The 18,863-nt window shown below is 58.3% G+C and carries 18 protein-coding genes; 3 read left to right on the top strand and 15 right to left on the bottom strand.

The features are described from left to right. Nucleotides 1-122: 122 nt before the first annotated feature. From J7447_RS04000 to J7447_RS03980, 5 genes are all read right to left on the bottom strand, one after another. Nucleotides 123-743, bottom strand: a complete 621-nt coding sequence (locus tag J7447_RS04000; protein ID WP_209168814.1) for a LysE family translocator — start codon at nucleotides 741-743, stop codon at nucleotides 123-125. Between the two features lie 72 nt (nucleotides 744-815). After that, complete coding sequence (locus tag J7447_RS03995) at nucleotides 816-1,211, bottom strand: GFA family protein (RefSeq protein ID WP_168687948.1); 396 nt, start codon at nucleotides 1,209-1,211, stop codon at nucleotides 816-818. Between the two features lie 4 nt (nucleotides 1,212-1,215). Next, on the bottom strand, nucleotides 1,216-2,697 hold the full coding sequence (gatB, locus tag J7447_RS03990) for an Asp-tRNA(Asn)/Glu-tRNA(Gln) amidotransferase subunit GatB (RefSeq protein ID WP_022997767.1): 1,482 nt from the start codon (nucleotides 2,695-2,697) through the stop codon (nucleotides 1,216-1,218). A gap of 353 nt (nucleotides 2,698-3,050) precedes the next feature. After that, nucleotides 3,051-3,335, bottom strand: coding sequence for an EscU/YscU/HrcU family type III secretion system export apparatus switch protein (locus J7447_RS03985; RefSeq protein WP_022997768.1), 285 nt, complete (start codon nucleotides 3,333-3,335; stop codon nucleotides 3,051-3,053). Nucleotides 3,336-3,348: 13 nt separating this feature from the next. Continuing rightward, nucleotides 3,349-5,886 carry a flagellar hook-length control protein FliK gene (locus J7447_RS03980; protein ID WP_209168812.1) on the bottom strand — a complete coding sequence of 846 codons (2,538 nt, stop codon included), beginning with the start codon at nucleotides 5,884-5,886 and terminating at the stop codon, nucleotides 3,349-3,351. A 255-nt stretch (nucleotides 5,887-6,141) separates the two neighbouring features. On the opposite strand from J7447_RS03980, the gene J7447_RS03975 reads away from it, so the two are divergent. Then, entirely contained in the window at nucleotides 6,142-6,384 is a 243-nt protein-coding gene (locus J7447_RS03975) for a DUF6455 family protein (RefSeq protein ID WP_286189051.1), read from the top strand. Nucleotides 6,385-6,403: 19 nt separating this feature from the next. Here J7447_RS03975 and J7447_RS03970 read toward each other — a convergent pair whose 3' ends face one another. Then, the gene (locus J7447_RS03970; RefSeq protein WP_022997774.1) at nucleotides 6,404-6,706 is read right to left on the bottom strand and encodes a hypothetical protein; all 303 of its coding nucleotides are present in this window, start codon (nucleotides 6,704-6,706) and stop codon (nucleotides 6,404-6,406) included. Nucleotides 6,707-7,541: 835 nt separating this feature from the next. Here J7447_RS03970 and J7447_RS03965 point away from each other — a divergent pair. Beyond that, nucleotides 7,542-7,799, top strand: a complete 258-nt coding sequence (locus J7447_RS03965; protein ID WP_022997776.1) for a YjhX family toxin — start codon at nucleotides 7,542-7,544, stop codon at nucleotides 7,797-7,799. Nucleotides 7,800-7,858: 59 nt separating this feature from the next. Here the strand turns inward: J7447_RS03965 and soxR are convergent, their stop codons facing one another. Next, entirely contained in the window at nucleotides 7,859-8,323 is a 465-nt protein-coding gene (soxR, locus tag J7447_RS03960; protein WP_055658778.1) for a redox-sensitive transcriptional activator SoxR, read from the bottom strand. A 100-nt stretch (nucleotides 8,324-8,423) separates the two neighbouring features. Here soxR and J7447_RS03955 point away from each other — a divergent pair, with 100 nt between their 5' ends. Continuing rightward, nucleotides 8,424-8,813, top strand: a complete 390-nt coding sequence (locus J7447_RS03955) for a VOC family protein (RefSeq protein WP_152507120.1) — start codon at nucleotides 8,424-8,426, stop codon at nucleotides 8,811-8,813. A gap of 55 nt (nucleotides 8,814-8,868) precedes the next feature. Here J7447_RS03955 and J7447_RS03950 read toward each other — a convergent pair whose 3' ends face one another. The 8 genes from J7447_RS03950 to J7447_RS03915 all read right to left on the bottom strand — a co-directional run bounded on the left by J7447_RS03950 (nucleotide 8,869) and on the right by J7447_RS03915 (nucleotide 18,798). Then, complete coding sequence (locus J7447_RS03950; protein ID WP_209168808.1) at nucleotides 8,869-10,110, bottom strand: HlyD family secretion protein; 1,242 nt, start codon at nucleotides 10,108-10,110, stop codon at nucleotides 8,869-8,871. After that, nucleotides 10,103-10,597, bottom strand: coding sequence for a hypothetical protein (locus J7447_RS03945; RefSeq protein WP_209168806.1), 495 nt, complete (start codon nucleotides 10,595-10,597; stop codon nucleotides 10,103-10,105). Before J7447_RS03945 ends, J7447_RS03950 begins: the two co-directional genes overlap by 8 nt. Before the next feature lie 199 nt (nucleotides 10,598-10,796). After that, nucleotides 10,797-11,564, bottom strand: a complete 768-nt coding sequence (locus tag J7447_RS03940) for an SDR family NAD(P)-dependent oxidoreductase (RefSeq protein ID WP_031268094.1) — start codon at nucleotides 11,562-11,564, stop codon at nucleotides 10,797-10,799. 156 nt (nucleotides 11,565-11,720) lie between these two features. Continuing rightward, a complete protein-coding gene (locus J7447_RS03935; RefSeq protein WP_209168804.1) occupies nucleotides 11,721-13,076 on the bottom strand; it encodes an adenylate/guanylate cyclase domain-containing protein in 1,356 nt (451 codons plus the stop codon). Nucleotides 13,077-13,175: 99 nt separating this feature from the next. Beyond that, nucleotides 13,176-14,327, bottom strand: a complete 1,152-nt coding sequence (locus J7447_RS03930) for a helix-turn-helix transcriptional regulator (RefSeq protein WP_022997783.1) — start codon at nucleotides 14,325-14,327, stop codon at nucleotides 13,176-13,178. A gap of 495 nt (nucleotides 14,328-14,822) precedes the next feature. After that, entirely contained in the window at nucleotides 14,823-15,647 is an 825-nt protein-coding gene (locus J7447_RS03925) for an MBL fold metallo-hydrolase (protein ID WP_022997784.1), read from the bottom strand. Nucleotides 15,648-15,657: 10 nt separating this feature from the next. Further along, nucleotides 15,658-16,116: a Crp/Fnr family transcriptional regulator gene (locus J7447_RS03920; RefSeq protein WP_006931293.1), complete on the bottom strand. Its 459-nt coding sequence runs from the start codon at nucleotides 16,114-16,116 to the stop codon at nucleotides 15,658-15,660. A gap of 99 nt (nucleotides 16,117-16,215) precedes the next feature. Next, on the bottom strand, nucleotides 16,216-18,798 hold the full coding sequence (locus tag J7447_RS03915) for an ABC transporter transmembrane domain-containing protein (protein WP_209168801.1): 2,583 nt from the start codon (nucleotides 18,796-18,798) through the stop codon (nucleotides 16,216-16,218). Nucleotides 18,799-18,863 lie beyond the last annotated feature (65 nt).

The following is an 18,863-nucleotide window of genomic DNA, read 5'->3' as shown; positions in this document are numbered from 1 at the left end:
CCAAGCGCACCAAAAGAACGTCACCGAGAACCTGTTGGCAACTGAACAGTTATGTCCACTGAGCTTCAGTGGACATTGTCCTGAAAGTTTGAAGCAGGCAGCCGGCAGCGAGGTCTTTCCGCTCAAGGCCGGAATGTAGCCAGTTTGTAGGCTGCGAAGGAGAAGAAGACGCCCAGCGTTGCACTTATCCAGCGCTGACTGCGCCGATAGAAGCGGATGACGGGTGCGGTTGAAAACGTCACTGCATAGGCGACGTGCCCGATGATGGAAATTGCCGTACTCAGGCCAATCAGCAGCAGACCGACCCATAGCGGCGTATCAGCGCCCAGGCCTATCCCGATAATCGCGATCCAATGCAGTGCCGCCTTCGGGTTGGTCATCTGAATAGCGAGCCCCTGCAGGAACAGATTGCGTCCCCTTGCACCGGTCACATGCATTGCGTTGGCCGGCCTTGAAGCCGCACGGAATGCCTTGAATGCCAACCACAACAGGTAGGCCGCCCCGAAAATCTTCAGAACGATAACGGCCTGGGCATAAGCGGCAATCAGGGCAGTCAGTCCGGCAACCGTGAAGGTTGCCCATAGACCGGAGCCTGCGCCTACACCCAACGCGAGCTGGGTGCCGGACTTGCGACCGCGTTCCATCGACGTCCCGATGATGGCGAGGATGTTTGGTCCAATGCTGATGAAACCAAGAGAGAAGATGCCGAGAGCCAGAAAAAGGCTAGCAAGATGCTCGTTCATTGCTCCTCCCGGGTGTGGATGGCATTACGTGCGCAAAAGCGCTTCGGCCCGATCAGAGCACGCAATGTTCCTTCAGTCCAGAAAGGTCCAGGTATCCGCGCCATCGAAGTGACGCAGCCCGATGGCCTCGATGGTTCCAGGAGGTGCAAGCCGGAGGTTGACTGCCAACCGACCAGGAAACTCAGCCGACAGACTTTGCCAGTGGGTGGTGCAGCCGCAAGTGTTGCAGCTGTGGAAAGCCAGTCCCTTGTCGCCCCAGACGTAGCTGAGCGTTGCTCCGGGAGCAGCCTTGATCTCGATATCGCCAGCTTCGCCATGCCCCCAGATGGTGCCCAGTCGGCGGCAGATGGAGCAGTTGCATTCAACGGCGTGTCGAGGCGGTGTCTTCATTTCGTAAGACACCGCCCCGCAATGGCAGGAACCGGTGATGGGCAGCTCGACTTTCGGCGCTGTCCCCTCACCGGTCATGGTCTTACTCCAGACCGATCTTCTGCTTCAGCATGTCGCTGACGGCCTGCGGGTTGGCCTTGCCCTGGGACTGTTTCATCACCTGGCCGACGAACCAGCCGAGAAGACCCGGCTTGGCGATTGCCTGCTGAACCTTGTCCGGGTTTGCGGCAATGATTTCGTCGACGATGGCTTCAATCGCACCAAGGTCGGTCACCTGCTTCATGCCACGTTCTTCGACGATCTTCGCCGGGTCGCCACCTTCGGTCCATACGATCTCGAACAGGTCCTTGGCGATCTTGCCGGAGATGACACCGTCCTTAATCAGATCGACGATACCGCCGAGCTGCGCCGCGGAAACCGGGCTGGTCGAAAGGTCCTTGCCTTCCTTGTTCAGGCGGCCGAAGAGTTCGTTGATCACCCAGTTTGCCGCCAGTTTGGCGTCGCGGCCCTTGGCGACTTCCTCGAAGAAATCGGCAGAAGCTTTTTCGGCAATCAGGATCTCGGCGTCATAGGCGGTGAGGCCATAGTCGCCCATGAAGCGGTTCTTCTTGTCGTCCGGCAGTTCCGGCAGGTGCTGTGCCAGTTCGTCGACGAACGCCTGCGTGAACTCCAGCGGCAGCAGGTCCGGATCCGGGAAATAGCGGTAGTCATGCGCTTCTTCCTTGGACCGCATGGACCGTGTTTCGCCCTTCACGGCGTCGAACAGGCGGGTTTCCTGATCGACGGAGCCGCCGTCTTCAAGAAGTGCGACCTGGCGGCGGGCTTCATATTCGATGGCCTGGCCGACGAAGCGGATCGAGTTGACGTTCTTGATCTCGCAGCGCGTGCCGAATTCACCGCCCGGACGGCGGACGGAAACGTTGACATCGGCGCGCATGGACCCCTGGTCCATGTTGCCGTCGCAGGTGCCGAGATAGCGCAGGATGGTGCGCAGCTTGGTCAGATAGGCTTTTGCCTCGTCGGAAGACCGCAGGTCCGGCTTGGAGACGATTTCCATCAGCGCCACGCCGGAGCGGTTCAAGTCGACGAATGACATGGTCGGATGCTGGTCGTGCAGAGACTTGCCGGCGTCCTGCTCAAGGTGCAGGCGCTCCACACCGATCTCGACCTGTTCGTCCGGCATGTCGAGAAGGATCTTGCCTTCTCCGACAATCGGCTGCTTGAACTGGGAGATCTGGTAGCCCTGCGGCAAATCCGGATAGAAATAGTTCTTGCGGTCGAACACGGACTTCAGATTGATCTCGGCCTTGAGACCGAGGCCGGTGCGGATCGCCTGACGCACGCATTCCTCGTTGATCACCGGCAGCATGCCCGGCATGGCCGCGTCCACGAGACTGACGTTATCGTTGGGGTCCTTGCCGAATTCCGTTGAGGCGCCGGAAAAGAGCTTGGCTTCGGACGTGACCTGGGCATGGACTTCCATACCGATCACGATTTCCCAATCGCCCGTCGCGCCCTTGATGAATTTCTTCGGATCGGGTGTGCGTACGTCGACAATCGTCATAGTCGTCAAAAATCCTGTTCGTTTTGATTTCGCGTCTGATCAACCAGCTGGAAAGACATGCTGCGGCGCGAATTTGTAGCCGTTTGATGACCTAGTCGGGAATTGTCCTGGCTGCAAGGTTTTCCTTGCCTGAAGCGTCAGCTTTCGCACAGCAGGACGCGCCTTTCCTGTCTGCCTGCCTAGCAATCGCCCATTGCGAAGCGTTGCAACAAGCATCCGTGCCGTCACGGACGAGCGTAATGCCACCCCCGACCTGATCATTTCCAGAGCCAGGAAGCACGACCAACACGCGTGCAACGGAAGGTCACAGTGGCAATTGCTTTGTCAGCGCGACAACACTCGGCCTTGCACCATCATTCCTGCGGCGGGTGCTTGGCCTGGCCAGTCCGCATGATGAAGCCGATAAGCACGGCGACCGCCTGATAAAGCTCGATCGGAATTTCCTGGTCGACCTCAATCTGCGACAGGGCCTCCGCCATCATCGGGTTCTGTTCAATCGGCACGCCTGCTTCCCGCGCAAGACGTTCGATCTGTTCAGCCATGGAGCCCGCGCCTTTGGCAGTGACAACGGGAGCGCCCTCGTTCTCATATTGCAGTGCGACCGCAAGCTTCTTCCCGGATTTGTCCTTTTCACTCATTGCCGGTTCCGTCTCACGATTGCCTGTCGATCAATGCGCCGTATTTGGCCGCTGTTCTGGGTGGGAGCCCCCGGATCAGCCGCAGTTCCTGAAGGTCCAGCCCCGCATCGGCAAAAGCGGCTTCCATGGTTTCGCGAACGGCGTTCAGGCTGTCGAAGGTTTCCTTGCGATCCACCCACAAGCTGGCATAGGTACCGCCGCCGCGCAGACTGATGGCAGCTTCCAGCGGCCCTGTCGCGGTCAGATCGAGTGCAAACCGCAGCCGCCAGCCGGGTTCTCCATCATCATCTTCCTGGTTTCCGGCCCCATCGCGGCCGACCTGCATTTGCATCACGGCCGTTTCATTGCCAAACGCGAGCGGCAGCTCAACCACAAGATCCATCGGACGGGACGCTGCGCGCGGTCCATCGTCTCTGGACAGTTTCGTATTGCTGAGCTGCGTCAGCCGCAGGCGCGCCAGGGCCGAATCCGTTTCCTTCAGAAGTGCCTGCAGATTTTGCGAAGCAGCTCCAGCCCAGAACCCGCTGCTGGTCTGTTGCGCCTGGCCTTGTGGTGCACCATGCCGGGATGGCGCCGGAGGCTGTCCTGCGGGATGGGTGATTTCAGAGCGGGCACCCAACTGCTGAAGCAGTGCCTTGAACGACAAAAGGGCGGATTTCAAATCCGGCAGCGCGACTTGGCCCTGCGGCTGCGCTCCGGAAGGCAGGGACAATTGTGCTTCGCGAAACTGTCCGGACAATCTTACGGCCTGTTGCAGATCCTGCGCAGTCGGTGCCTGGGCAGACGACAAGCGTAGACCAAGGATCTGCTGCATTGCCTTGACCACGGGATCCGGCAAAGAAACGTTCCCGCTGTTCTGCGCGGACATCAGGCTTCCGATCTGGGCGAAAAGGCTCCCAAGGCCGGCCTGCTGCTCACTGAGCGGTTGCTTCAGCAATTCCGCAATCTTATTGGCAGGCTGCTGCCCCACCCCTGAAGCCTGCGCGGTTGGGTTCGGGGCTCCCGCAGTCGGCACGGATGCACCAACGGATGCAGGATAAGTCTGAGGGATCGCCGTTCGCGTCAGAACTACGGGCTGTCCTCCAACTGTCTGAAATGCGCCGTTTGACTGCCCTGTGGCTTGATTGGGCACGCCTGTGCCAGGCAGGCTTGCAGCTGGAGGAGAAGCGGAGTTGGCACCAGCCCCCGCGACGGTTGATGCCAATTGCGAGCCCTGGACAGGCGCTGGTCCCGATGGTCCTCCCGACTGGGGATTTGCCTGCACCGTGCTTGATACGGGCGCTCCGGCCCCTGCACCTGCCGGAACCTGACCGGGCGACGTTCCGGGGACTGCACTTTGCACACCAGGGACGCTTGTGGCAGGCGCAGGCGCGTTTCCTGAAGCAGCCCCCACTGGAGCTGCCGGGTTACCTTGTAAAGGCGGCGGTGCTGGCGTAGCCAGCGTGCCTGCTGAAAGCGTGGATGGTGGTGCCTGAACAGAACCAGCGGCAGGTGAAACTGCGGCAGCGTTCGCTACGGGCTGGTTCACCGATGTTCCGGGTTGCGTGGGCATGCCTGTAACCGCTGAGGCAACTGCTGCCGGCTGCGAAACCGGTTGTCCACCGGTTAGGTCCGACAGGCTCGCCGCACCTTGTCCGGTAGCAGCCGTAACAGGTACGCCTCCCCCCGACGGCACTTGTCCGGCCGCAGTCCCTGCCGGAGGTGCAGGCTGTCCCGGTTGAGAGATCCCGGAAGATGGCGTGCCCGCCGGTGGTGCGGTAGCGACTTGCGGCTGCGCGGCCCCACCCGAAAGGCCATTTGGCGCAGGTGCGGCCCCCTGGGACGGGGCAGCAGCAGGCTGCGTCGGCGCCGAGTTCTGCGGAGAAACCGCTGCCGGAGGTGTCGCTCCAGCGATTGTTTGTCCAGATGCTCCTGTCGGCGGAAGAGGCTGAACGGTTGCGACGTTTCCTGAAGCCGGAGGCTGCACGCCGCCGGCCGCCGGCGGAGCGCTGGTTGGCGAAGACGCCCCCGGCAGAGGTGTTTGCGGCAAGGTCTGGGGATTGCCGGCAGTCTGGCCCGGAGCCGTGTTGACCGAAAGGACCTGAACCAGATGCGCCAGAACCGGCGACGGCCGCGGATAGGCGGTCGCCGTTGAAGGTTGCGGTTGCAGGGGCGCTCCGGATTCGGATTGCGCAGGAGCCTGGCCGGTCTGGCCTTTTGACGCCTGTACTTGGGGTGCTTGAGCTTGGGATGCTTGGGCTTGCGACGCCTGACCTTGAGAAGCTGTCGCCGGCGCGGAAGGTTGCTGCTGCGGCTGCTCCTTGCCCACGGTGATCAGGATCGCAGGCTGCTGTTTGGAGCCGCTGACGGTAACCGTAACCTCGCCGCCTTCAGGAAGTGGTGCGGGAACGCGCAGCTCCAGCTTTGCGTCGGGTGTCGCAAGGCGCACCACACCACCCGGCAGGTTTGCCTCAACCTTGGCCTTGAGTTCCGTTCCCGGCTCAAGTCCCTGAGCTACTGTGCCATTGCCGGTTGCCTGGGGCAGCGGCGAGGCGCTTACCGTTTCAACCATCCCACCGTCTCCAGGTGTTGCGGCGCTCCGAATTGCAGGAGGCGGCCTGGCAGGGGTTCAGAATCATGAACCTGCAGTATGGCTGGTTTCGCAATGCTTGCCCAGAGTTGACCCTGATCAAGGTAACGCAGGTGTTTCTGCTGCATTGTGTCCTTCATAACCGGTGCCGGAAACCAGAGCGGCATCAAGAGACAGAAGGCCTTGGCAGACAATGTCTGCACATGTCCCGTCGGAAGGAGAAACGGCTTGAACTGGATGGATCGCCTCAACGAGCGCGCGGAACTGATGGGCAGGATGCTGGAGACAATCGGCGCGATGAACCACGTCCCGACCGGTGTGCACACGGGTGCGGCGTTAAGGTCTGCCGCCTATCGATGCATCAACTGCAGCGAAACCGAAGCCTGTCGTGCCTGGCTTGAAAGCCATCCCGATGGCGCGGATGAAGCCCTGCCGAACTGCCCCAACGCTCCCCTGTTCAACAGCTGGATCGACAGCTGAAAACGCGGCAGCACCGGCTTCAGGCGCGCTTCACGCGGCGGCTGAGCCAATAGGTCACGGCAGACGCAATCAAACCGCCGACAAAGCGGAACGGAAAGACAGCCAGCGCACCGGCATCATGCGCAAAAGGCTGCGGCACGGGCAGCGCGCCAATCGCCACATCCAGAATGAGCGTCAGCGCTGCCGCCGCGAATCCCGCGATCCAGAGCTTTTGCAGCCGGTCGGCCTTCCACCCCAGATACCCGCCGATCAGCAGCGCAAACGGGTTGAGCAGGCCAGCAAGGCCGAAGAGGTCGTACCAGGTTTCTGAAAGCGTCATCATGGCTTCCTCATAGCCTTGTGCGGGACAAAATGCGAGCCGGTTTCCAAGTTTAAGGACATTAGTCCGGCGGCAAATTGCTGCAGTCTCATCTCAGCAGTTGGCCGTAAAGCCATGTAATTGAATGAAACAGTCCCATTTCCCTGGCAAGAGGCCGGGACATGACCCTCAGCTCACCTAAATTTAAACGGTTTTGTACAGCAAAACTCTGTGCTACTTTTGTTAATACAAGTATTTGACATGCATTGCCTCTGGCAGCTTCCATTCCTTAAAATAAGTTTTAAAGGCCATGACTTTACTCTCATCTATTGAAACAGACGACCCAACAGTCGACACCCTCTTCAAGACCGATCGACGCCTTGCCATATTGTGCAATCACTGTGGCCGGTTCCGTTACATGAACTTTTCACGGTTCACCGGAGACCAGAAAGTCTCGTCCTTGAGCGAAACACTTACTTGCGCTTCCTGCGGCTCGCGGGATGTCGAGGCCATTGCGGTTTCCCGCAACCCGGACAACGGCTACTGGCCGGCTGAACACAGCTGAAGCGTTTTCACCCGGTCGAACCAGGAAATCGAAATCCTGCGTTTCCAGATCGCAGCAGATTTGCAACAGCCTCTGTAAATCACCCAGCCTCACCACTGCATTGAGCCTCGGCGCGTTGTCGCGTTTGGCAGCGTGTGCTAAGGGCCTTCCCACCAACTGAGAGGTTTTATGCGCGGATTGCAACAGTCCCGGTAGACCCCGGCTGACGTCAGTCGGGGCCAGTCACATCAGCACTGCAGGCGATTAGCTGCGGTGACTGAAGATCTGTGCATACTTTCAGGCAAATTCAAATCAATGGACATTTCCAAAGCCGAGCAGCGGGTCCTGCACCTGCTGGCTCAAGGCGGCTATATCCTTCTGGAAAAGGATGAGGATGGCCGTGTCATCAAACATGAAACCGTCACCCGTGAAGGCTGGTTCTGGGGCGGCTGCTCACCACAGCTTTTCCATAAGCTGAAATACAAACGGCTGATCGCCTCCAGGAACAGCGGCCCGTATCGGATCACACCGCTGGGTCTGAAACGTGTGAGGGCTCAACTGGACAACAGGTGAAGTCAGGAGCCGGGACAGCCTGTTGGCGTCCCGGCAACTTTCCCAAAGCCACTTGTGAGTCAGTCCCTGGCGAAATCCGGACGATCGCCAAGGAGAAAGCGGGGCCCACGTCCCTTGCTGGCTGCCGCGTCTCCTGCGTTGTAGAGCTGGCAAGTTTTCATAGACAGGCATCCGCAGCCGATGCAGCCATCGAGCTTGTTGCGCAAGGCGGTCATCCGTTCGATTTTCCGATCAAGGTGAGATCGGAAATCTCTGCTGATCCTTGTCCAGTCCGCCTTGGTCGGTGCCCGCCCCTCCGGCAACCTTTGGAGCTGCGCCGCGATCTCCGCAATCGAGAACCCGAATTCCTGCGCGACCAGTACAAAGGACAGGCGCCTGATGTCAGCCCTTAAAAATCGCCGCTGACCGCCAGCGTTCCGGCTTGGGTGCACCAGTCCCTTCTCTTCGTAAAACCGGATCGCCGAAACGGACAGCCCTGTCCGCTCGGACAGATCCCCGATGGTTAGAAGATCGGTGCCTTTCATAACCTTCGTCAAAATATCGCCTCGCCTCTCTTGACCTCAACTAAGGTTGAGGAATTATGTCTGGTGTCCACAAAAGGTCAAACCCTGAAAGGACACCGAGATGAGCAGTGCATTCCTGGAACATGTGAACGTCACGGTCAGTGACCCGGAAGCGACCGCCAAACGTCTGGAAAGCTGGTTCGGCTGGAAGGTTCGCTGGAAAGGTGCAAGCCTTGGCGGCGGCACGACGTATCACATCGGCAACGAAACCAGCTACGTAGCAGCCTATTCACCGCCTGGTACAACCAGCAAGGTTTCCGGAGACAGCTACAGCCACCACGGAGGCCTCAACCACATCGCAGTCGTCGTCGACGACATCGACGCAACCGAAGCAGTGATCAAGGCCGATGGCTATCACACGCACAATCACGGCGACTACGAGCCGGGCCGCAGATTCTATTTCGACGATGACGATGGCATCGAGTTTGAAGTGGTCAGCTACACGAAGTGAATGATACGCCCCCCGTCAGGACGGTTTCCCACCGTCCCGCCGGGATGTTTTTGTTCTAGTGGCCCGTCAGCACCAGCGTCTGGATCGGGAACAGCAGCGCCTGAAGCCGAATGATCATCGCATGGACGAGACCGACCGTGTCGACCACGTGCAGGAAGATGAACTCACCGGTTCCAATCGGTTCGCCCGACGACAGACGGTCATGATTGCTGGTGTAGGCGTTGACCGTGCAAATTGCGCCCGGCGGCAAGTCAGCCAGACCGTCTTCGTAAAGCGGTTCCAGCATGGTGGTGATCGTTGCCGGTTTCACACTTTGAGCGGCATCAAAAAGCTGGCCTGAGGTTGTTATCTGCCCGGAAGCGATCTGCGACTGCACTTCTGTCACGACCAGCGGAATAATGGTGAAAGGTACGGCTCCGCAGAACGCTTCCGCCACCATTCCTTCCTTGAGGACCTGGGCCTCGATCTGGCCGAAACCCGCAACGATTCGCTCTCGCTGTGCATCCGTGGGAATTAGCACGCCTGCAGGCCTCATCATCGGGTTGACGATGTCACCTGGACGCAGAATGAACTGGCTCATGGTGCCGTCCACACCGGCGTAGACAGTCATCTTCTCCAGCTCCACTTGCGCCTCGTGCAATCTGGCCTCCGCGCTTTTCAGGCGGGCGGGCAGATATACCGTGATCTTGGTCTGGATGAGTTCCTGGTTGGACTGCGCCGCGCGCAGTGCGCCGGTTCGCGCATCCACTGCGTTCTGCAGCTTTTCGATGTCCCGTTCACTCACGACATTGGCATTGCGGGTGAAAAGCTCCTGCCTCGTGTCCAGCTCGTCCTGCGCCTGCTTCAGTGCTGCCTGCGCCTGCTCGGTCTGGGCATTGGCAACAGCCAGTTCGCTCTGCGCCAGTGCGAGCTCTCCCTGGATTTCGACCAATTGCTGCTGCGCAGTCACGACATCCGCTTCCTGACGCGTGCTGTCGAGCTTGAAAATCGGGTCACCTGCCTTGATGTCCACCTCAAGCTCACGCGGCACGAAGGTTTCGACGACCCTGCCGGAACTTTCCGGCAGTATCGGAATTGTCCGGAATGTCGAAACCGCCGTGGTTGCCGTTGGATGAAAATAGAAAATCAGCGTTATCAGGGACACGGTCAGCATCAGGCACAGCACGATGCCGTAGCGCAGCTCGAACCAGACCGAATAGAGCGTTATTTCCCGGCCGATGCGCTTGCCCTGCACATATCTGCGGATCAGATAGTCGGGCAATATGGTGAGAAGGGAACAGAACAGGAGCTCAAACATGTTTGTTCTCCTGTTCGGCTGTCGATGCAGTGGAATGCCCGGTTGGAGTTGGCGGTGGTTGGTCCGACGCACTCATGCCGGGTTCCAGCTCCTGCTCTTCCTGCTCGAGGTCATGCTCGACCAAGGTTTCGGACGAAACACCACCCGTTCCAGCCAGACGGCTCAGGGAATGGGCCATCGATTCCAGCGGTGTCCAGAAATCGGGAAGCTGAATGAAGGCAAGCAGCAGCGCTGCGACCCAGAAGATGTTGTTATGTGTGAAAAGAGCCAGAAGGCCGAGGACCGCAACAAGCTCGAACTGCATGCGCCCATGTTTGTGGGCTAGCCGTTCGGGGATCGAATGCAGGTGCAGATAGAACACCCCGACAAGGATCCCGCCGAAAATCAGCACGACCAGCATCACAGTAAAAAGCCAATCACCACCGTCCGCAGCCGGTATGAAAGGCGGCAGATGATGCGGAGCAAGCTCGTGCATATTTTCCGCCATCGGAATTCCCCCTTAAGCCCTTGTTCCGCCTGATGTGGCAGAAACAGTCGCGTAACCTTAAAAGGGATTTCCGATCATGCGTATGAAAAAGTATGACTTTGGAGGACTTTGACACAACCTATCCGGCCACAGCCTTTCAGCCACCAACCGGATAGATCTGTTCTTCATGCCGCTCCGACAGCCCCCGCAAACAGCGGTGTTAGCGGGGTGCCATGCGGATTGCGCCGTCAAGACGAATGGTTTCGCCGTTCAGCATGTCGTTTTCGCAGATGGATTTGACCAGCTTCGCATATTCAGTCGCCTTGCCGAGGCGCGAAGGGAACGGAACCTGCTGGCCAAGCGAATCCTGGACCTCCTGTGACAGACCCAACAGCATGGGCGTCTCGAAGATGCCCGGTGCGATCGTCATGACACGAATGCCTGACTTGGAAAGGTCACGGGCGACAGGCAACGTCATTCCTGCGACCCCTGCCTTGGAGGCTGCATAGGCCACCTGACCGATCTGGCCATCGAAGGCAGCAACCGAAGCCGTGGAAACGATCACACCACGTCCACCGTCCGCCGTGACGGGCTCCAGCGCGGCCATGCCCGTTGCTGCAATCGACAGGCACCGGAAAGATCCGATCAGGTTGACGGAAATCACCTTCTCGAACATGTCCATCGGGTGAGGTTCGCCGCGAGACGTCGTCTTCGCCACAGGTGCAATACCGGCGCAATTGACCAGGATCCGCTCCTGACCGTGGGCTGCGCGCGCCTTTTCGAAACCGGCTTCGACGCTCGCCTGGTCAGTCACATCGACATCGGCAAAGACGCCGCCAATTTCTGCGGCGACCTGTTCCCCCTGACCGGCATTGCGATCGAACAGCGTCACCTTGACGCCTTCGGCCGCGAGCATGCGCGCGGTGGCGGCTCCGAGCCCGGATGCACCGCCTGTCACGATGGCTGAAAGTGTTGAGTCCAGTTTCACAGAAACCTCCAAACGGATGCAATTCATTGAAATCAATGAATTTAATCTACTCAATTGACGATTAGGTCAATTTTGAAGGCAAATTGGCCCAGATTGACGGTTCGGTCAAGTGTTTCGGTATTGACCAAAAAGGCAGTTCGGCGGGCCTCCGACGGACTATCTGGCCAGAACCACCAGGTCGACAGGACGCTTGATACCTTGGACAGACGCATCCGACCTTGCTTCGATCAAGGGCAGGTCGTGCCCCTGTGCAACGGCCAGATCAAATGTCGCCTTGTCTGTCAGCGCCCTGGTTCCCTGGCTCTTGTTGGCGTCTTCCAGCTTGGCAGCGCAGTTGACGGCATCACCAATCACGGTGAATTCCAGGCGTTCCCTGGAACCTATCACACCGACCGTGACCGGCCCGGCGGCAGCCGCTGTTCCAATCCGCAATTGTCCCGGCCAGCCGGCGTCCCGAAAACGCTGCTGTTCCCGCTCCACGGTTTCCACCAGACGTCTTGCAGCCCGAAGCGCATCGGCGGCGTAGGTCGTGGAGGGATAGACAGCGCCGAAGGTTGCCAGGATGCCGTCACCCAGAAACTTGTCTACCCGTCCTCCTTCCTCAACGATCACATCAACCGCCAGGTTCTGGTACTCGGCCAGGACCGCCAGCACAGTTTCCGGTGGCAGAGTGGCGGAGGTGGAAGTAAAGGAACGGATGTCGGCATAAAGAATGGCGGCATCGCGCAAGCTTCCTTCGCCGGCCTGCAACTCCGTGTCCGCTCCGGTGATTGAGGCCGCAACTTCCGGCGAGAAGAAGCGGCTCAGATCCATTGCAGCCGCGTGATCTTTCGAAGCCTCGAACAGCATCGACCGTCCCCTGTAGAGGGCAACGGACAGAATGACCGTCACGGCCAGGATAACCATGGTCTTGTCCAGTTCGGCACCAATCAGGATGGTGTTGCCCGTCAGGTAGTCGACATAGTTACGGGTCACGCGCATGTGGTCCATGTCTGCGAACACGGCATAAAACACCAGTCCGAGCCAGCCGGTGACCGCCACAAGGCCTGTGGTCAATACGAAGCGAGGATCGAACCGCAAAGCCCTTAGCCCGATGAAGAGGAAGACATACATCAAGGTTGGGGTCTTCAGATAGAACGTCGGATGCTGGCCGTATTGAATGTGAAACGAAAAGATCAACCCGACCAGGAGGGCCATGTCGACACCGATCGACACAAATAGATACCAACGCGGCAATTCAAACCTGTACGACAGCACAAGCCGAAGGACGGTGAACAGAAAGTAGGCTGCAAGGGCAATAGGCACGAAGTTGAAACCGGCCGATCCCTCAGCCCTTGGTGCAATGGCGTAAAGCAGTGAGAAAAACAGCACGAGCCCAAGCTGGACCCAGCCTATCAGGCGCTCGGAGGACGCTTCTCGGGCACGGATTTCGGCCCTGACCCGTTCCGGAATGCCGGTATCCGGAGGTCCGCCTTGCAGGATGTAACGCAGTGTCTGGGATATGGTGGTCATCTCGCCGCCGTTAAGACGTTGCTCGTGCGCGGATTTTCCACCGGCACCGCGAATTGCGCAAGCGACCCCGCGGTAAAGTGAGTGGACGTGAGCAGGCCCTTACCGGCTGCCTTGCAAACGCAATTGCTCAATACTGCGCACAAGTTCGGCTTGACGTCGCGACCCGGTCTTGGAAAGCGCTGCCTTGATCTGGTTGCGCACGGTATAAATGCTGATCTCACGGTCCTGGGCTATTTCCGCCGGTGTCCGGCCATCTGCGAGCTTCAGAACCGTTGCTGCTTCTGCCGGGCTGAGACCAAGCTTCTTCTGCATTTGAGCCAGGAACGTATCGCTGCCGGCTTCGGGCCTGACCGCCAGCAGTACTGCAGAGACCGCCTTGTTCATGAAAACACCGAAGGGCGTCTTGTCCAGGTCCCCCAGTTGCAAACCTATTGAGCGACAGGTCCAGTTCCTGCCTCTGCCATCCGTTGCCTGCCAGTTCCGAAACACATCGTAACCACTCATGGACTGAAGCTGCACGAAGCCAGCGAACCTGCCTTGATCCTCTTCGGACCGGAAATGCAGACGCCTGTCGAAACCACAACCGACAAGAGAGCCTGAGGCCAGGAGCTTTTGCGCCTCCGCGCAGGCATAGTGGATCCGCATCGCGGTATCGATCACTAAAATCGCCGTTCCAGATCCCATGAGATGCTGTTCTGCAGCCCATTTCTCGAAGGTTAGTCCGGAGATGGTCCGATTGATTTCCAGGGACTGACGGATGACCGGGGCGAGTTGCGCGCACAGGCGAAGCCAGTCGTCCTCGTATTTGTCGCGATCTTTCGAGCGCATGTTGCCACCGAGCAGAAACATGCGATCGCCATCCAGCGCCAGCATCGAACCACCGCCACCGGTAATATCTTCAAGCGGCAACAAAAGGTCGGCGTAGAACTGGGTCTTTTTCAGCGTTTCGGGTCGGCACAGCTGATGGGTTGATACGACGTCTCCCACCTTGCAGGTGGCAAAGTTGGCAGCAAACGGGTTCTTGTCCGCGTAGTGCTCGTCGTAGAGTTCCAGAATGTACGGGTCGTATCCTGACGAAAAGGTGAGCGGTGTGGCTTTGGTCAGGTCGTCGTAGCCGATCAGCTGCGTGCATACGCGCGTACCAAGGCTGCAGCTCAGCGTGTCGAGAAAAACCTGCCACCGCCCAGGATCCAGTGCCGCCGATACAGCAAGGTTCGACAGCCTAATCAATTCTTCTGCTGCGACAGCCAACCCTTCCCCCCGGGAGTTCTTGCGGCATCAGGCCAGTAAACGAAATCGGGCAGACCAGATTGACGCTTCAGCTGCCGATAAGCGCGCTCCGCCTCGCGAAGCTCCACCTCAATACATATGCAAAAACCGGAGGCAGCGCTTTAACATTGATCAAGTTCCGACCATTTCGTCATCACGCCAGTCTGCAGAGGCCGGCAAATTTCCAAATACTGGCCAACCATCCGCCCTTCCCCAGCTGCGGAAAATACATATTTATAGTCCAAATGGACCATGCAAGTATTTCCTACACCCTGTAAACAACTATTGATCGTATCCGGCAGGCACGAGTGACGGCATTTCAAGTCACAAGCGTTTGTTTTCCGGCGGCAATCTCGGGATTCCCGCATTCCAGCAACCGGCGATCGATCTATTTTTAAGCCTTATTGATTTTTTGGGCGGCTATTTGAGCCGCCCTTTTTTTATTATTGAAACGAGGCTTGTCTGGCAGGGCGTTGCTTACGGCTTCAAGGTCATGCCTTCGCTGGCGACCAGTGTTCCGGGATAAGCGTTTTGAGCGGCGAGACCGATTTCATCGAGCTCGTCGTCGGACCTGCGCGGATCATGATGGAAGAGAACGGGGGTCTTTACGTTGCCGGCCTTTGCCAGCTCGACAGCCTTCTGCCAGGTGGAGTGTCCCCAACCCTTGTAGGTGTCGTATTCGTCGTCAGTGAACATGGCGTCATAGATCATGACGTCGGAATTGCGCACGAAATCAGGTAGAGCTGCATCAATTTCCGGATCGCCATGTTCGTGATCCGTGATGATGCAAATCGATTTGCCCTTAAATTCGAAGCGGTAACCACACGCTCCGCCGGGGTGGTTAAGCCGCGTGGTGCGGATGACGAGATCATCGGTACGCGGGATCAGGTCTCCGGCATTAAAGGACTTGAACTCGACCGCCTTCAACGTCTTGGCCGCCACTGGAAAGATCGGCGGCGACATGATCCGGCTGACGATGTCAACGAGGCTGGTTTCGTCCTGAAAGTGTCCGGCCCAGGCAGTGACGGAGAAGCTCGGATCATAGGCAGGTTTGAAAAAGGGAAGACCGCAGATGTGGTCGAGATGGGTGTGGGTGAAGAGCAAATCGAAGGTTCGTGTCTTGCACCCGCAGATTTCCACGCCCAGGTTTCGAGCGCCGGAACCGCAATCGACCAGAACCAGTGCGTCGCCGGCACGGATCTCGAAACACGACGTTTCGCCGCCATAGCGGAGTGTGCTCGACCCCGGCGTCGGGGTGGACCCTCTGACGCCCCAGCAACGAAGCGAAAATTCCTCAGCCACGTGTTACTCCCTAACCGCTGGCAGCCCCTCGACGTGCGTCGGCAAGATCCCGGGTCGTCCGTTCAAGCCGCAGCGCCAGTGTCCGCATCACCTCCAGCGAGATATCCGGAAATTCTTTCAATAGTTTCAAGAAATCGTCTTTCGAAACAGTGAGAACATCCATGTCATTCGCTGCGACCAGTGTCGCGGTTCTTGGTACGTCGCACAGAATAGCGATTTCGCCAACAATTGAATTTTCCGAAACCTGCGCTACTTTTTTTTCGCCCTCAGGCGTGTCGACCAGAACATCCGCATCGCCGGACAAGATGATGAAGGCGCAATCACCTTCTTCTCCCTGGGAGCAAAGACGTTCGCCGGAGGGGTACTCGGTCCGATCACTGATGAAGGCCAGAAGCCTCAACTTGGTCTCGTCGATCCCGCGGAACAATGGCACCTTACGGAGTGCCTCGACTTCGGTTTCAAGTGTCATCTTCTTCTCCCGCGCCCGTTGTTTTTTCGTTCCGACCGAACCGAATCGCCCGGCCGGTCTCCGCAGACCGGTTGCCCACCTATTGTCACACCCACCGTCTTACCCTTTTTCTGAAAGCCGTCCTTGATCCAGAATGAAGCGCTGATCGAATTCAGCTGCTATTTCGGCATTGGACGTGCCGAACAGGAATGTTTTGCCGGACAGGATTTGCCTCAAGCCTTCGCGAAGCGTCTTGTCCTCGTCCGTCATACCGGTGGCGATATCGTCCAATATGGTGATTTTTGCGTTTTTCAGAAGACCGCGGACCAGTGCGATCTTGCGGCGCTGGCCGGCAGACAAGCGCGAACCGGACACACCGACATGGTATCCGAAGCCCGCATAGATGATCGGGCGCCGCAAACCGGTTTCCTCGACAATGGTGCGGATAACATCGTCGATACGCCGCCGGGCATCCCGGCGATCGACGCGTGCACGCCCGAACAGGAGATTGTCCTCAATGGTCAGCGGCGGCAGATAGACATCCGGATCGAAGGCAACGAAGTTGTCGCTGTTCTTGACGACCTCTTCCAGGAACGTCTGGCGGGCGCTGATGATATCGCGTTTCAATTCGTCGGTCATGACACCCAGACGATGCCGGGCGGGGACCAGCTTGAAGGCCAGCCCGGTTAGACGTGACCGATCGGCGTCTGTCAGTCCCGGGCGTGGCTGATCGGACTTGGCGATGCGGACGATGCGCTCGAAATCCGGAATCTCATCCAGCGTGATGAAGGAGTAAGCCCCGAGCAGACCGCTGTCGCCGGAAACATTGGAGAACAGTTCCAGCATGGTTTCGGCAATCTTGAGGCCGATTTGCTGAAGCTTCTGATCGAAGCCCGTTTCCGCCAGGAAGGCCTTGACCTCATCGAGATCCGGCACCTGGTCCATGGTGATTTCCGGATCGGCCGGCACTGCAAAGAACAGATTGTCCGCCAAGCTGGCACTCGCATTGAAGCGATCGCGATGCCACAGCTCGACCAGGCCACCAAGTTCGGGTTCGTGGGCAATGCGCTCGGCGAGTGCCTTGCGCACGTTCAGGATCTTGTCGGCAAAGCCATCGTCCATGGTCGGGTCGAACCGCGACTGCAGACCGAGCCGATAGATGTCCTTGTCGATCTTGACGGTCTCGAGCAGTTCAAGCGCCCTAGTGTCGAGTTCTTTCTCGTTGCTGACACCCGCGGCAGCGAAATCGTCCCAATCGGCCGCAAGGTCATACGTTGGGTTGCGTGTTTCCTTGGCTTCGGCAAGCCGCCGCTTGTAGTTCTTCAGGCTTTCCCCTTCCCGCTGGGGCGGAACGAGCGGTCGGTGGCGCAAACCGTAATAGAGGTTGTCCCGGATCGTTCCCGTCCAGACATGCACTGCCCCGCCGACATAAGCGATTTGCCGGCCGAGAGTGGCGTCCGTCAGTTTGTCGAGATCGTGGCTGCCGATGCAGACCTTGCCGGAGACGGCCGCAACGAGCCCGGCGGCAAGCTGCAGGACCTCCGACCTTCCGGATCCGTCCGGACCGACAATCGCGCAAGCACTGCCGGAGGGAACGGTCAGCGAGACGTCGACGACCTCCTGCCCGGCCGCACCGCCGGAGAAATTGACATTCTCGAGCTTGACGTCGCCGGAAAGGTCGACCGTATCGTCCGAGGTCAGGCGCTCCTTGTCATAAATATCCGACGGGTCGAAGTTTTCGACAACAGTCTGATACTTGACGCTGACGTCCGCAGTCATCTGGTAGAAGGAAAGTAGCTCTTTCCAGGGGCCAGCCAGATCCTTGTAGGCCGCGATGACCGCCAGCAGGGCACCGATGCTCAGATTGCCCTGAATGACCAGATACCCGCCGATCAGGTAGAAGAAGAACGGCGTCAGCTGGTTCATGAAGTTGTTCAGGAACTTGATCAGGAATTTCCGGTTGAAGATGTCATACCGGATCTTGAAGTTCTCGTAGAGGCGGTCGGAGATATCCGCCGAATGCCAGGCCGCCGCGTCGTTGGCATGGATTTCGGCAACGCCCGTGATGCTCTCGCCAACCTTGTCGGCAATGACGCGGATGTTGCGCACCCGCTGTCGGGACAACAGCACCACCTTGCGCTGCAAAAGCGGGATCACATAGCCCTGGATGGGATAGGAACTGATGGCAGCAAGCCCCAGTAGCGGGTCCTGCATGAAGATGAAGCCGATCTGAACGATCAGCATGCCGCCCTGGTAGGCCGGCAGCGCAAAGGCTTCACCAATGTAACCGCCGACATCCTCCACTTCCGATGTGATCATCGGAATGATTTCGCCTGAACTGACCTTTCTGAAATGCGGCAAGCGGAAGCGAAGCACCCGCTGGAACAGCTCGAACCGCAGGCGCCGGAGCATGCGTTCGCCGAGACGCCCCTTGTAGACGTTGAGGTAGAATTTCAGCCCGTTCGAAACGACGACCAGAAACAGGAAGGCAAAACACAGAAGAAGAAGATATGGAACTTGATCGAAATCGACGCCAAGGATCGTCCGAGGAAAATTGTCTCCCTGGACGGCATCATTGACAATCAGTTTTGGCAGCTCGAGAAGGACATAGACCACCGGGTATGTGAGTACGGTGACCATGAGAATGAAGATTTGCTGTCTGGCGCTGTATTTCCAAATAAAACCGAAAAGGCTCTTTTCCATAAGCTCATCCAAACAGACAAGGATCAAATATGTGCAAGCAGATCATATTTGGTATATTAGCGATC

The sequence above is a fragment of the Labrenzia sp. R5_0 genome (assembly GCF_017743835.1).
GTDB classification, from domain to species: domain Bacteria; phylum Pseudomonadota; class Alphaproteobacteria; order Rhizobiales; family Stappiaceae; genus Roseibium; species Roseibium algicola.
This window is presented reverse-complemented; position numbering and strand designations above follow the sequence as displayed.